Below are 15354 nucleotides of genomic sequence, written 5' to 3'. Positions count from 1 at the left end.
AATGAATAAAGAAAATATAAGAAATTTATTTTATGGCCTTGATAAAATTGACCATCTTGCAGCATGTTCCAAATCACCAATGCTTAAAAGTGTAAAATATGCATTAGAAAAATATACAGACGATGTTATAACATTTGGAAATCCTTGGAATATGTGGGTGGAAAAGGTAAATGAGGCCAGAAAACTCTTTGCAGATATAATACACGCCAATGCTAATGATGTTGCAGTACTATATTCAGTCTCTTCTGCATTGGATGCAGTGATGAGCTCATTTACATTTAAAAGAAATAACAATATAGTAACCAGCGATTTAGAATTCCCAACCACAAATTTTATTCTTCAGGCATACAAAAAATATGGACTTGAAATAAAAACAATAAAAAATAAGAATGGAATTATTAAAATTAATGAATATGAAAAAGCAGTAAATGACAGCACCACCCTTGTCACTGCAATACATGTATCGTCTCTTAATGGATTTATGCAAAATGTAAGTGAAATTGCCAAAATAGCTCATGAAAATAACTCGTACATATACGTTGATGATTATCAATCCCTCGGGGCGTTGAATATTAATGTTCAAAATGAAAAAATAGACTTTCTCGCCTCTGGAAACCTGAAATGGCTACTTGGTGTTTCTGGAGTTGCATTTTTATATGTAAATCCAAAAATTAGTGATGAGCTAACTCCCACCAATATAGGCTGGTTTTCTCAAAGGGATCCTGCACAATTTGGAGCTGAAGATATTAATTATGCCTCAGGTGCAAGAAGGTTTGAAAATGGCACATGGGGAATGCCAGCCATATATGCATCAATAGAAGGCATGAGATGTATATTAAAGAATTATAATGATGTTGAAAATGAGGATAGAAAATTATTTAATTATGCAAAGGAAAGGCTAGAAAAATACAATATTAAACTGGCAACACCAATAGAATCGGCAAATATAATAGCAATACCATTGAAAAATCCTGCAGAGGCAGAATATATTTTAAAAAAGAAATATAATATTATAACCTCTGCACGTGCTGAATCCCTGAGGATCTCACCACACTTTTACAATACTTTTAATGAAATAGATGATGCAATAAACGCTATTAAAAATGAGTTTTTTATGTAGGTTATATTTTTCAACCCTTATTTTAACTGTGAATTTAAAGTTTATAAATATTCTAATATAATGGACAAAACTTCAATATTTTTAAATGGTAACTGAAAAAAATTATTAAGGGTGTAATAATGCAATTAAAAGTGAAATTATTATTACTGCAAATATTATTATGAGTATTATATAGCTCCACCTATTTGAGAAATTCAAAGTATAGCCAATACCGTACCTTTTGGGTACAAGTATTCTATTATCCTCCTTATTGTGGTAGATTAAACCCCCTGCCCATTCCTTATCGTCCTCAATGTTATTATCATGTTCATTATCCTTAAGATATGGATATTTCTTCCATCCTGTCTGGCCTGTGGTAACAGAATACCATAAAATTAAGGGAAATATTAACAGAACCGGGAGCGCAATAATAAATATATATGATTTTGGAATTAATTCCCAGGTAATGGCGGCTGCAAGGAACATATTCAGAATAATAATTAAATTTATACCCATAAGCAGTTTAACCATGCCTGTATTAAAGCTTCTAAATTGTATTAAGGATTTTTTTGTTGGGGAATTGCCCGCAGCAGACCTTTGAATTGCATATGACAGTACATCAAATACAACAGTTACAGGAACTCCCACGAATAACATAAGAAAAAAAGCAGAGTATGGCGATTTTGATGCATATTCATTTGGTTTTCCGGATAAACCAAAATGTGTGGGGAATCTTGATGGGATATGCGGGTAGTAAATAATACCAATAATAATAAAAAACATAAGCTCAATCCAGGGAAATACATACCATAACAAACTTACCTTTATATTAGATTTTGGAATATAGGAAGATATCACCTTTTGGTTATCTTCTAAATTAATTTTCAAAAGCCTAACATGTGACCTAAAGTAAAAGTAAACAAGTAATACCAAAATTATCTCGGTCAAAGGCAGTATTAATAAAACAATTATATTAATATAAACGTATAATATTAATGTTAACAATGTAAATATTATTGAAATCAAAAGGTCAATTAACAAATTTTTAAATTTCATGCTTTTTATTTTTTGATTATAAACATCGCCTTTTATTCTAATACCAAATACAAGCTCCGGCCTTGTTAAATATGGAATTAAACCATAGGTAAGACCTATAAAAATTATCACAGGCACATTTATTAATATAAATAAAAGCGGAATCATATTAATTTTCCTCCTGATTCAATGCCTCCTCAATTAAATCATTTATCTTTGCCTTTATTTCATCCACAGAAAAACCGCTTGATATGGCCTCCAGAATTAAATTTTTTATCTGTTTTTCCCATAATGGGTTCATGGTTTTATGCTCCTTCCTTATACCGGAGACAATAACATGCTTGCGCCTATCCTGATATATGTATTCATCATTTTCAAGCTCACTGTAAGCCTTGTTAACAGTATGATAATTTATTCCAAGTATTGATGATAATTCTCTTGATGATGGAAGTTTATCACCCTTTTTAAGCATTCCAATTGCTATATTTTTGACAATGCAGTTATATATCTGCTTATATATTGGTTCCGGTGAGGACAGGTCTACAGAAATTTTGAAAGCCTCGTTTTCATCAATATCAACAGATTTTGCAGAATATTTCCTTTTTTCCCCATATGCATCACCATCAGATGCCATTATTATACCTCCTGATATATATTATCTATAACAGTTATATAAATATTTTCCTTTTTAATAATTGCTTGAAACTAATGATAATTTCCTCAACTAAAAATATTATATATAATAGATATATAACACCTATAACAAATAGAAAAAATAAATAAATGAAAATATGGGTGTTAAAATATGCGTTTGTTTGTTAATTTGAAGTTTAAGGATGTGTTAATTTCAGTAGGCATCGGAATAATATTTATGCTTGGAGCACTTCTTATTCAGCTGATCATTGACCAAATTCCTGAAATTATCATTCTTGTTGATCACCATTATAATATCTCATATTTAATAAAAAATATAAAAACGATAGAAATAAAAAATGCCATTATTTATTCCATATATCTCGGCATGGCTGCAGGATTCATTCAGGAGGGATTTACATATTTTGCCATAAGCATAAAACCTGAAAAAATGGCATTTTTTATAGGCATTGGTTTTTCAGCAGTTGATATAGCTGTAATTTTCATCGAGGATTTTAATAATTTATCCGGATTTTTGCTTATATTAATAATATTAAATATTATTTCATCACTATTATTTCATCCTGGAACGGCAACATTTATGAAATTCGGGAAATTATCCGGGCATGGAATAATGACGTATATAACTTCATCAATTCTTCATACATCTATAGATGGCGGTCTTGTATATACAGATATATACATACTAACACATATAAAGCAGTATATAATTTCAACTGAGTTATTCTGGGCATTTACAATGGTTATTTCCATTTCAATATTTTTAATAGGCATTTTAAAACTTAACTCTTTAATACGGGATTAATACAAGTATACATATTTTATTGCAATTACAGGATTTAGAATTAATACTTTTATTCATTTTTGGTTATAATAATTAAAAATTCATTGTTGTATTTATTATATATTATATATAACAAAATTTAAATACAACCTTGTATTTAATTTTTATGGGAAAACTAGGAACAGGAGGTAAGGCAGGAGCATTATCTGGTCTTGTGTATGGAGTAATAGCGGGCATTTTTAGCTATATTACATTGATTATTTATAAAAATAATATTATGAAATTTTTATCCAAGGAGGCATCTTCAGAGGCATCATTGGGAGTTCATATTTCAGCATCACAGTTATATTCCACAGAGATTCAGAGTTCAATAGTTTTGGCTATAATCGGTGGGCTTATAATAGGAATAATCCTTGGTATAATTTTTGCCTATGTAAATGGAAGATTACCGGGTAAAAGTATGATAATAAAGGGGGAAATTTTTGGCCTTGTAATATGGATAATATTTGATGTTATAATTGATGCTTTGGATATAGGGACATTTGGATTATCATATTATATAACATCCGTAGGCCTTGGCATAATAAGTCTTTTAGTATTTGGCTATCTTCTTGGAAAACTATACACACGATTTGAAGGTAATGATAAAATATTGACAGAGGGTGAATATAAAAACTAAAGGAAATGAAATTCTCTTTATTGTATATAAATTTGAATTAAGTTCAAAAATATCTATATTATTAAAGGCATAAAATTAATATTTTTTTAATTTTTTTAAAGATATTATAATGCTTATGATTGGATATATTTTCATAAGATCCTCATATTTATTGAAATTGATGTGTAAGAAATAAAAATATCTGGATAAATAATTTTTCAATTCTATATCAAATTAAATATTTAACTGAAAAGGCCATAAATAAACAATGAAGTTAAATATAAAATTAATCATTTTTACTTTAAAATTAATATAATCATAAATTATTTCTCTCATTATCCTGCAGTTTTTTCCAGTCCACCTTTCCTGATGCTGTTTTTGGAAGGCTGTCAGTAAACTCTACCATATGTGGATATTTATAGCCACCTATATTTTCCCTTGCCCATGCCACAATTTCCTCCTCACTTATGTTTTTATTTTTTCCAGATTCTTTTAAAACCACAAATGCCTTTACCTCTTCTCCAACCCTTGGATCTGGTGTTCCTACTGTGCATACCTCAAGTATGTCAGGATGGCGAAGCATTAGGTTGTCAATTTCTGCCGGCCAGACCTTGAATCCTGCACGATTAATCATTCTTTTTAAACGGTCAACAACAAAAAATGATCCCTCATCGTCCATGTATCCAATATCTCCTGTTCTCAGGAATTTTTTTCCATTTATTGAAATAAATGCATTTTCCGTATCCTCAGGTTTATTGAGATATCCCTTAAATATGCTGGGACCGTTAACAACAATCTCACCTATTTCATTTTCAACCACTTTCCCTGTTTCTGGCGATATTATTTTTGCGTCGTACCCGAACTGTGGAATACCTATGCATTGAAGTTTTCTGTGCTCCGGCGGATTTATATGCGTCTGCCCCATGGCCTCGGTCATGCCGTAGCCCTCAACAAATGGTATGTTAAATAATTCCTCCATTTTCTCAGCAAGCACCTTTGGCATTGCGGCCCCGCCTCCACCGATAAATCTAATTGATGAAAAATCCCTTTTATTTAGATCTTTTTGGTTTAAAAGGTCAACTATCATTGGCGCCACTGAAACAAAATGTGTAACCCTATATTTTTCTATTGCCTGTATTGCGGCCTCACTGTTCCAGCGTGTTAATATTGTTATGGTGGCCCCTGAGTAAATGGGAGAAAGCATTGAAAATGCAAGGCCTGTCACATGGAAAAATGGCGCAGCACCAAGTTCATTGGCAGATGAGGTTAACCTTCTCCATACAGAGGCACCAATGGCATTTGCTATTACAGATTTATTTGTATGAACACATCCCTTTGGTATTCCGGTGGTTCCTGAGGTGTATGCTATCAATGCCTCATCATCCATTTCTGAATTAGGGTCTATTTTACCCTCCCTTTTCTTTATTGCCTCCTCCCATGGTATTCCAGCAATTTTATGTTCTGCAGTTATGAATTCAGGAACAGGTATATCCGGTTTTTTTATATAATCTCTTAAGTTTCCGCAAATAATAATTATATTTAATTCATCATGCAATTTTTCCGGTATTTTTATTAATTCAGAGGTTGTTATTATCATTTTCATGCCAGTTTCTTTTGCGATGTAACTTGCAGTGCTGTAATCCAGTGCAGGACTCATTAAAACTATGGTGGCACCTGCACCCGCTATGGCAAAGAAAGAAATTATAAACTGTGGAGAATTCAGCATCATTATTCCAACCCTATCTCCCTTCTTAATTCCTTTAGATTTTATAAACAAGGACAGATTATTAATATCAGTATAAATATCTCTGTATTTTATTCTATGTCCATAATATATTATGGCGTCCTTAGAACCGTATAGCGTTGATGAAATTTCCATCATTTTCCATATGTTCATGTCAGGATAGTCTATGGTATATGGAAGATAGTTTGGCCATATCCTAAACCATTTATAATGTTCCATAAAAAATTAACCAATGTTTATATATAAATATATTTAATATTACCTTATTACATCCAAGGATTGGCTCCATGCCTAACCGTTAATTTGAGTGAATCAAATTATGATCATCAATTGCATCTAATTATGAAAATATTGATAAAATAGAATATAAAAAGCTAATTCTGTTAATTTTATTTTTTTGTATACTAAAAAAGGTTTATAAAGTTCTAATAGCTAGATTTTATATGTTTCCACCAGATCCAACAATGAAAACCGGCTTTTATAAGGAAGATGTATATATGCAGGCCTTGGAGTTATATCCGTCCGTAGTGGATCTAATAAAAGGAAAAGCTGAGGAAAATAAAGACAAAACATTGATTCTTTTTAATAATGAAAGGTATTCATATAAAGAAACCGATGAAATAAGCTCAAGAATTGCTACGGGACTTATTAAGATGGGGACCAAGAAAGGAGACAGAATAGGTATATATGCATTAAATTCTCCCCAATGGTTATTTTCATACCTTGGTATACTTAAGGCCGGCGGTATACCGGTTACAATAAATACAGGATTTGTAAAAGAGCCATTAATATATAACATAAATATGCCTGAAACAAAATTTTTATTTGTTGATACTAGACTTTTAAAAAATTATTTGGAAATTAAAGAAAATTTAAAATCAGTGGAAAATTTAATTTTAATTGGTGAGCAAAGCAATATTAACGTCGGCATTGATAATATGATAACTTTAAATGAATTGCTTTCAGATAGGAAGGAAAATATATATACAGAATTAAAAGGCCATGATCCGGCCGCGATGATACTTACATCAGGTACCACTGGCCGTTCAAAGGTTGTTGTGGAGAGCAATGCACAATTCATTGTAACTGCACTTGATATGATAGATGCTGGAGGTGTTTCAGCTGACAGTGTTGTTTATATTTACCTGCCCCTATTTCATATAATGGCCCTTGATCTGGCGGCAATATCTGCAATTATGGCTAATGCCACCATTGTTCTGGTAGAAAAATTTGATCCCCTAAATTTTTGGAAAGATATAAAAAAATATGGAATCACGCATTTTCATGCCGTGGGGCCCATATTTGAGATGCTTATTAAGCAGCCGGAATCATCTGAGGAAAAAGACCATGAAAGAATTATTGCCATTGCATATGCTTCTAAGGAAGTATGGGAAATGGCTGAGAAAAGATTTAATATCTACATAACTGGTGGGTATGGCAGCACTGAGGCTGGAATTCCAGTAACAAGCCCATACAGTGATGTGATTAATAAAAAAAACAAACCAGGTAGTTGTGGTATGCCTGCCCCACCATTCGATGTTGAGATTCAGAATCCAAACGGATTTCCAGTAAAGCCGGGAGAAACTGGGGAAATAGTAATTAGACCCAGACTGCCATATGTAACCTTCCTGGAGTATTATAAAATGCCTGAGGCAACCATCAACGCATTCAGAGGCTTGTGGTTTCATACTGGAGATCTGGGTAAATATGACAGTGATGGTAATATTTATTTCGTTGATAGGCAAAAGGATTCAATAAGAAGAAGGGGAGAAAATATATCATCATTTGAGATAGAACAGATATTATTGAAGATGGATGAAATTAGGGATGCAGCAGCATATCCTGTAAAACCGGATCATGATGAAGAGGTCATGATAGCAATTGTGCCTAAAACTAAAAATCTAAATGCAGAAAGAATTATAGATTTTTGTGTGGAAAATATGCCGAATTTCTGGATTCCAAACTATATTAGATTTGTGGAATCCCTGCCGAGGACACCAACAGGCAGAGTCCAAAAATATTTGCTAAGGGATCAGGCTATTACTGATGACACATTCAACATGAAAGATTATATAATAAAAAAACTAAAGGAAATGGGTAATAGGTAATAATTTTTGCTTATTTTATTTTTATAAATATCAAACTTTTATTTTTTTATGTTTCCCGATTAATTATTATTAATTGGATAATGGCAAGTGATATATAATTATTGGTAATGAATTCACATGATTATTTCAGCTGAGGATTATATAAATAGCCTTAAGGATGGCAGGGTTGTCTACTATCGTGGAAGGAAGGTTACAGACGTTGTGGATCATCATGTATTGAAGGTGCCGGTTGATCATGCATCCTCAATATATAAATTACAGTCAGATTCTGATTATAAAGAAATTACCTGCTATAATGATAATAATCTGGGTGTTACAAGTTCATTTTTCAAAATCCCAAGAAATACGGAGGACTTAATGCGCAGGCATGAGCTTATATATGAAACGACCAGATTGGGGAGGGGGCAGTTTAATATTATTCAGGCAATAGGAACAGATGCCATTTTTGCATTGATGTATGTATCAAGAAAGGTGGATGAAAAATATCATACCAATTATTATGAAAATGTAATAAATTTTTATAATAATGCTGCCAAAAATGATTTGGGCCTTGCGGTTGCACAGACTGACGTTAAGGGGGACAGATCATTAAGGCCGTCAGAGCAGAAGGACCCTGATATGTACCTGCACATAACAAAAAGGGACAAAAACGGCATATATGTATCAGGCGCAAAGGCACATACAACACAGTCTATTGCAGCGAACGAACTTATAGTGCTGCCAACAAGAAGCATGAATTCTTCAGATAAGGATTATGCAGTATCATTTGCTATACCTGCAAATGCAAAGGGAATTACCATGTTTGCCAGACCAATGAAGGAGGTTGAAACAGTTGAAAATGACACCCTTTCAGTAATTGGAAGAAAAAACATGGAGGTAGAAACAGTAACGGTATTTGACAATGTATTTATACCAAATAACAGGATATTCCTTAACGGTGAATATGATTTTGCAGGGCTTCTTGCCATGATGTTCCCCACGTTTCACAGATTCACAGCACTTTCATACAGGGCAGCACTTGCTGATTTTTTAATTGGCACCGGCAAATTGCTTGCAGAATACAACGGCGTTTCTGATAAATCTAATATAAAAAGAAACCTTTCCGTTCTTATAGAATATAAGGAAAATTTAAGGGCAAATGCAATAGCAGCGGCATATAAATGCAATTATGATAATATCTCCGGCATTGCCATTCCAAATATAATATATACAAATGTTGGAAAGCTTTTTGCAAATCAGAACTATACAGATGCCATAAAAAATATAGTTGATATTGCCGGTGGTATGGTTGCAACAATGCCATCATATGAAGATTTTGAGAATCCCGATGAGAAAGATATATTATTAAAATATTTAACAGGCAGGGATAGAAATGAAACCATAAACAGAATTAAATTATTCCAGACTTTAAGGGAATTCATTTCATCCCTTGGGTCATTATATCTTGCAGGAATGATTCACGCAGAGGGATCAATAGAGGCCAGCATACTTGAGTTAACCAGATCATATGATTATTCAAATAGCATTGCGCTCGGTGAGTATTCTGCAGGGATAAGGGATAAACTATAATTATAAATAATAATTTTAATCCATTTTGCCATGTCTCCCGTGACCTGAAATAAATTTTTTTGCACCATCCCTTACAGCACCGCCATCAATGGTTTTTTTACCAAATTCAGCTTCTATTCTTAAACCTTTATTCAACGATTCATAAAGTCCATTATAAAGTGAAAGACGGTCATTTATTAATGTATCCCATGGATATGAATCCATAATTTTTGCTATTTCAATGGCCTTTTCCAGCGCCTTTCCATTATCTGTTATATAATTCACCAGTCCAATTTTATAGGCTTCATCAGCAGATATAAGCTTGCCAGTTAATATCATATCAAGTGCCCTCCCAACTCCTATAATCTTCGGCAATCTCTGTGTGCCACCATCTATTAAGGGAACACCAAACCGCCTTTCAAGAAATCCAAATTTTGCATCCTTTCCAGAAATTCTTATGTCAGCAGAGAGTGCCATTTCCAGACCTCCTGCAACACAGTAACCCTCTATTGCAGCTATTAATGGCTTCTGAAAAAACATTCTTGTAAAACCCATTGGACCGTTTTTGTTAAGTACTTCTCCACTCATTTTTTCCGCATCAGATAAATCTGCACCTGATGAAAAATTACCGCAATTCCCTGTTATAATGCATACATGCTGTTCATTATCTGAATTAAATTCTTCCATGGCATTTTCTAACATTTTGGATGTTTTATAATTCACGGCATTTCTTACATTTGGTCTGTTAATTGTTACTATGGTTATTCTGTCCTTTTTATTTATAATAACCTCATCCATTTTGCTAAAATATATAAGTATAATATTAAATTAACCCTAAGTAAAAATGTAATTTCCCTTCTGTTATACTTGTTTTTATCTAAAAGATCCTTCCATTTCTTGAATATATTACTGTCATGGAAATCATTCATTGTGTTGATATGTTTTAGAATCATGGCCAGATGAATAAGATGATAATGTTTGCCAAATAGGGCATTAAAGACATTATACAGAAATATTTTTAAAAAAATGTTTCTTATTTTGGATATATGTTTTTCTGGTAATCTACAATTTTTTAGTCCTAATTTTAGATATTCTGCCTTATATATCAGGTCAAAATAATCTGCATTTTATTGATTTTAATTCGTTAAAATATTGGCATACCAACATTAATTTTCTACTTAAGCTTTATTATATATAATCACTAGACCTTATGCCAATTTATTATAATTTTCGAATATTATCTTTTATAATTCTTTAATTTATTATCTACAAATCCTTTAAATCTTTATTATTTCTTCATTACAGAATATTATATTCAATGGTTTATTGGAGCATTATCATTATTTATGTCAATTAAATCGCCCATTCTTCTTATAATTATAATAGTTTTTAACAACAGGATTGAATTCTTTATATGTATTTGTATAATTAATTCAACTATAATTATATTTCATTACAATTTAAATGAAATATATGAATATTCCTTATATCATTAAATTATTTTATGTATATGCAATCCCTGTTTAATTCCTTTATGGATGAATAGCCTGCAAGACCCATTTCCAGATCCATTTCAGACCTCAAATAATTCATATAGCATTCAACACCACGCTGACCTGCAACGGATAATGCATATGCATAGGGCCTTCCTATTAAAACTGCCTTTGCCCCAAGAGCGAGGGCCTTCACAGCATCTGCTGCATGCCTTATTCCGCTGTCAAATAATATACTTCCATTTATTTTATTGTTTCCTGTTATTTCATTTAACGCATCTATTGAGGGGATAGCCCCATCAACCTGTCTGCCACCATGGTTTGATATAACCACAGCATCGGCTTTTAATTCGAATGCCTTTTTTACATCCATATATGAAGATATACCCTTAATAATTAATGGCAGGTCAGTCCATTTCCTTATTTCTGAAAAATCCTCCCATGTAAATCCGGGATTAACATATACAAATAAAAATTCCTCTATTGCATCCTGAATATTATCCTCAGGATTTTTTCCAAGCCTTGACCTAAATTCAGGATCAGTTAAATAATTTGCAATTCCCTCACCCTCCAAAAATGGGAGATATGCATTCTTTAAATCTATTTCGCGCCAGCCAAGCATTGTTGTATCAACAGTTACCATTATAGCGCTGTATCCAGAATTATCAGCACGTTCTATCATGCTCTTCATTATTTTTTTATCCCTTCCTGGATAAATCTGGAACCATTTTTCACTATTTTTATTTTCCTTAGCTATATCCTCTATGCTTACAGATGAAACCGTGCTCAAAACAAATGGCATTTTTAAATTTGCTGCAGCCCTTGCAGTGGCCATTTCAGCATCCTTATGAAGTATTGATTGCACACCTATTGGGGCGAGTATAAATGGGGTATCAAATTTTTTACCAAATAATTCTATGGAAATGTCCCTACCTTCAACGTTCCTTAAATATCGTGGTCTGATATAATATCTTAAGAATGCTTTTCTATTCTCATTCATTGTATCCTCATTTCCCGCAGCACCCTCTAGGTATCCCCAAGCATTTTTATTTAAGGTTTCCATTGCAATTCTTCTCCAATCCTCTATTGAGATTGGTAAATCATAATTTTCATTGGTTTTGGTATATATTTTTAGCTGCGATTCTATTCCATAATTCATAATAATGTTATTGTAAATATAATATAAAAGTTTAGTATAAATTACATAAAAGTATGTTAATTTTTCTTACCACTTTTATCTGGGTTTGTTAATTTATGGGCTGAACTCCTTACCAAATATCTTCCTGGATATAATTAATTTCTGTATATCTGGAGTGCCATCGCCAAGCAGAAATCCCCTTGAAATCCTGAATTTTCTCTCCAGGGATGATGTTTTTGAATATCCGGCAGCACCAAGTGTTTGAAGGGCATCACTAACAGCATTGAACGCAACCTCACATCCATACCCCTTAACAGCCGCACTCTCTATTCTGTTATCCATGCCATGGTTCTCCATGGAAAGTGCCCTGTAGGCAAGTGCCCTAATTGACTCTATTTTTGCCATATCATCGGCCAGCCTGAATGATACGGCCTCAAATTTTGATATTGGCATCCCAAAGGCCCTCCTCATCTTTGCATATTCAATGGCTTCAGACAGTGCACTTTCGGCTATGCCAATCGCATATAAACCAACATGAACCCTCTGTATTGAAAGAATGTCCATTAAAAGCTTAAATCCCTTATTTTCCTCTCCAACCAGATAGGTATCTGGAACCCCTACATTATTCATTCTGATGCCACCAAATTCGCCCTTAAACATATGTGCCATATTTTCTATTTCATATGTTTCAATTCCATCCATGGAACTGTCCAGCATAATAATGCTTATACCACTGCCAGTTCTGGTTGAAACCATAAAAATATCAGCAATACCTGGATTGCTGACAAAGGCCTTTTCCCCTGATATTATATATTTATTTTCTGATTTATGGGCCTCGGTTGTTATATGGTATGCATCCGAACCATGCCCCGGTTCTGTATATGCCCCGCATATAACAGAATTACCTGATAAATACTTTTGTATATATTTTTCCCTTAAACTTTCATCACCTATATGTGGAAGCAGCCTTGAAAAGTGCATGGTCAGAAAAGCAGGTAATGGGAACTCATATTTCCCCATCTCCTCGGAAATAATTCCAAGCATTACATCATCAACATTTTCATTAACATCCATGGGAAGTGTCAGCGGCAACAGCATCCCGGATAAATCCTTCATAATCTTCACTGGAAATTCGCGATTATCAAGATAATGCTGATAGTTTGGAACATAATTTTTCTGACAGTACTCATCAAAGTTATTCTTTATGAGGTTCTCCTCATCACTGAGTTTTCCACTAAGATCCATTTTATTTACCCCTCCATTTTATTTTTTCCTTATTAATAAATGCCCTCTGGGCGTTTTTAAAATCCTGAGAGCTGGCATTTATGGCAAGATAATTACCGGCAAGCCTTTCAAGATCCCTAAATTTTATCTTATATTCATTTATGATTTTCTTTGTATTTTTAATGGACATTGGTGAATTTCTTCGAATTTTTTCAGTAAATTCATATATCATAAATGGTAGTTGTTCAGCTGGGACAACAAGATCCACAATGCCTATATCCCTGGCAGTCCTGGCATTCATCCATTCTGATGTTAGAAGATATCTAAATAACCTTCTTCCCATAAGTGAAATACCGTGAGAAGATGCAATTGGTGGAAGGGCACCAATTAATCCCTCGGGAACAGAAAAAACTGATCTATCACTGGCTATTACAATGTCAAACAGCATGTTAAGCTCACAGCCACCACCGAAGGCAATACCATCAACTATGGATATTATTGGTTTATTTGTGCTGTTAATTTCATCTATCAGTGGGTTGGCATAATGATCCAGCCATAATGACGCATCAATTGAATCTTGCCAGTTTTCCATCATTCTTATATCATCGCCTGAAGAAAATGCCCTGCCTGATCCTGTAATAATAATGGAAAGAACATTGTCATCACTATTTGCCCTCTCCAGGGCAAGCCTTAATCCCTCCCACATTTGATCATTCAGTGCATTAAGTGTTTCAGGCCTATCCATGAGAATATGAGCATAATTATCCACAGATCTATACTTTACAGGGCCAAAATCCATTATTTCAGAGTTATATTTATAAAAACCTGTACCTGTCAAGGTACCCAGATTTTTTTTATTAACCATTTTTAATAATTTTCCACATGGTTTATATAAATTAAGCCTGTATTTTTTGTAATTTTTATCAAGGTTTTCAACTATATTATTTATTCCTATGCTGTCGGCCATGGAAAATATTCCTTTTTGAGAGCCGTAATCCTGTTTAAGGAACATATCCAGATCTGCTGGCTTTACATACTTAACAAGAAATGATGCAAGGTTAATTACAGGAGATATTACATCGTATGGATTTATGTCATAAATATCATCTTCTGGAATTAGGCTGGTTCTATCAATATAATTCCTGAAACCATTAATCATATCTTTATTGTGATGATATGCATTATACATATTTTCAGGGATATCTGGTATATTTAGCCCCAGGGATGCGTACCTGCCAAATACTTTATCAATTCCAAATACATCCATAAGCTGAAATATACCATGAGTAAATCCAAATCTAAATTTTAATACACCATCAATGGTTTTTTTATCAAATCCATTATTAATTAACTGAATGCCAGAACTAAAAAAATTAGCTTGAAATCTATCAAGTACATTAATTCCAGAAACATTTTTTATCAAAACGGTATTATATCCAATTTCTTTAAGGAGATTAATAATTTCATGTGTTTTTTTATGCCCAATGTATTTACCAGGCAAAAGTTCAGTAAATGGCGTGAATGTAAGTTCCGGAAAATTTATTATATTCAATCCTGATAAATCAATGGGATTTTCTTCTGATAAAAGGGTTTTTAAATTTTCTGGAATAATACAAAGTGTGCCATGAAAAGAACTTTTTAACTTATTTAGCATCTCCACAGCATTATTATCTTCTAAATTTATAAAAAAGAAAATTATTTCTGCAGGCATTATATCATTTATATTTTCAATGATATTTATATGGTTTAATCCTGCTATCTGTTCATTTTTAACACTATTTTTATTCATTCCTGAAGTGTAATAAAAAATTGATTTATACTGTAATCTTCTACATAGCGATAAAAATTCCTGATTAATTTTCCGAGAAT

12 protein-coding genes are annotated in these 15354 nt (G+C 32.9%); 5 read left to right on the top strand and 7 right to left on the bottom strand.

Features of this window, described 5'->3' with window-relative positions; all coding sequences use genetic code 11:
• Nucleotide 1 precedes the first annotated feature (1 nt).
• Nucleotides 2–1120, top strand: a complete 1119-nt coding sequence (locus tag TZ01_RS02580; protein WP_048101213.1) for an aminotransferase class V-fold PLP-dependent enzyme — start codon at nt 2–4, stop codon at nt 1118–1120.
• Between the two features lie 105 nt (nt 1121–1225).
• Here the strand turns inward: TZ01_RS02580 and TZ01_RS02575 are convergent, their stop codons facing one another.
• Entirely contained in the window at nt 1226–2302 is a 1077-nt protein-coding gene (locus tag TZ01_RS02575; RefSeq protein WP_048101212.1) for a DUF1648 domain-containing protein, read from the bottom strand.
• 1 nt (nt 2303) lies between these two features.
• Nucleotides 2304–2768, bottom strand: coding sequence for a GntR family transcriptional regulator (locus tag TZ01_RS02570; protein WP_052656698.1), 465 nt, complete (start codon nt 2766–2768; stop codon nt 2304–2306).
• Nucleotides 2769–2939: 171 nt separating this feature from the next.
• Here TZ01_RS02570 and TZ01_RS02565 point away from each other — a divergent pair, with 171 nt between their 5' ends.
• On the top strand, nt 2940–3593 hold the full coding sequence (locus tag TZ01_RS02565; RefSeq protein ID WP_048101211.1) for a hypothetical protein: 654 nt from the start codon (nt 2940–2942) through the stop codon (nt 3591–3593).
• Nucleotides 3594–3738: 145 nt separating this feature from the next.
• Nucleotides 3739–4251 carry a DUF6789 family protein gene (locus tag TZ01_RS02560; RefSeq protein WP_048101210.1) on the top strand — a complete coding sequence of 171 codons (513 nt, stop codon included), beginning with the start codon at nt 3739–3741 and terminating at the stop codon, nt 4249–4251.
• A gap of 295 nt (nt 4252–4546) precedes the next feature.
• Here TZ01_RS02560 and TZ01_RS02555 read toward each other — a convergent pair whose 3' ends face one another.
• On the bottom strand, nt 4547–6193 hold the full coding sequence (locus tag TZ01_RS02555; protein WP_048101209.1) for an AMP-binding protein: 1647 nt from the start codon (nt 6191–6193) through the stop codon (nt 4547–4549).
• A gap of 224 nt (nt 6194–6417) precedes the next feature.
• Here TZ01_RS02555 and TZ01_RS02550 point away from each other — a divergent pair, with 224 nt between their 5' ends.
• Nucleotides 6418–8082: an AMP-binding protein gene (locus tag TZ01_RS02550; RefSeq protein ID WP_048101208.1), complete on the top strand. Its 1665-nt coding sequence runs from the start codon at nt 6418–6420 to the stop codon at nt 8080–8082.
• A 120-nt stretch (nt 8083–8202) separates the two neighbouring features.
• Nucleotides 8203–9651 (top strand): 4-hydroxyphenylacetate 3-hydroxylase N-terminal domain-containing protein, encoded by a 1449-nt coding sequence (locus TZ01_RS02545; RefSeq protein WP_048101370.1) that lies wholly within the window; start codon nt 8203–8205, stop codon nt 9649–9651.
• Nucleotides 9652–9666: 15 nt separating this feature from the next.
• On the opposite strand, the gene TZ01_RS02540 is transcribed toward TZ01_RS02545, so the two are convergent.
• The 4 genes from TZ01_RS02540 to TZ01_RS02525 form a co-directional block, all read right to left on the bottom strand.
• Nucleotides 9667–10428, bottom strand: a complete 762-nt coding sequence (locus tag TZ01_RS02540; RefSeq protein WP_048101207.1) for a crotonase/enoyl-CoA hydratase family protein — start codon at nt 10426–10428, stop codon at nt 9667–9669.
• A gap of 699 nt (nt 10429–11127) precedes the next feature.
• Nucleotides 11128–12282 carry an alpha-hydroxy-acid oxidizing protein gene (locus tag TZ01_RS02535; protein ID WP_048101206.1) on the bottom strand — a complete coding sequence of 385 codons (1155 nt, stop codon included), beginning with the start codon at nt 12280–12282 and terminating at the stop codon, nt 11128–11130.
• Nucleotides 12283–12375: 93 nt separating this feature from the next.
• Entirely contained in the window at nt 12376–13506 is a 1131-nt protein-coding gene (locus TZ01_RS02530; protein WP_048101205.1) for an acyl-CoA dehydrogenase family protein, read from the bottom strand.
• Between the two features lies 1 nt (nt 13507).
• Complete coding sequence (locus TZ01_RS02525; RefSeq protein WP_048101204.1) at nt 13508–15274, bottom strand: enoyl-CoA hydratase-related protein; 1767 nt, start codon at nt 15272–15274, stop codon at nt 13508–13510.
• Nucleotides 15275–15354: the final 80 nt, after the last annotated feature.

Source organism: Acidiplasma sp. MBA-1, from assembly GCF_000949015.1.
Lineage (GTDB): Archaea > Thermoplasmatota > Thermoplasmata > Thermoplasmatales > Thermoplasmataceae > Acidiplasma > Acidiplasma aeolicum.
Note: the sequence above shows the minus strand (reverse complement) of the source record. Positions and strands in the feature narration are given on the sequence as shown.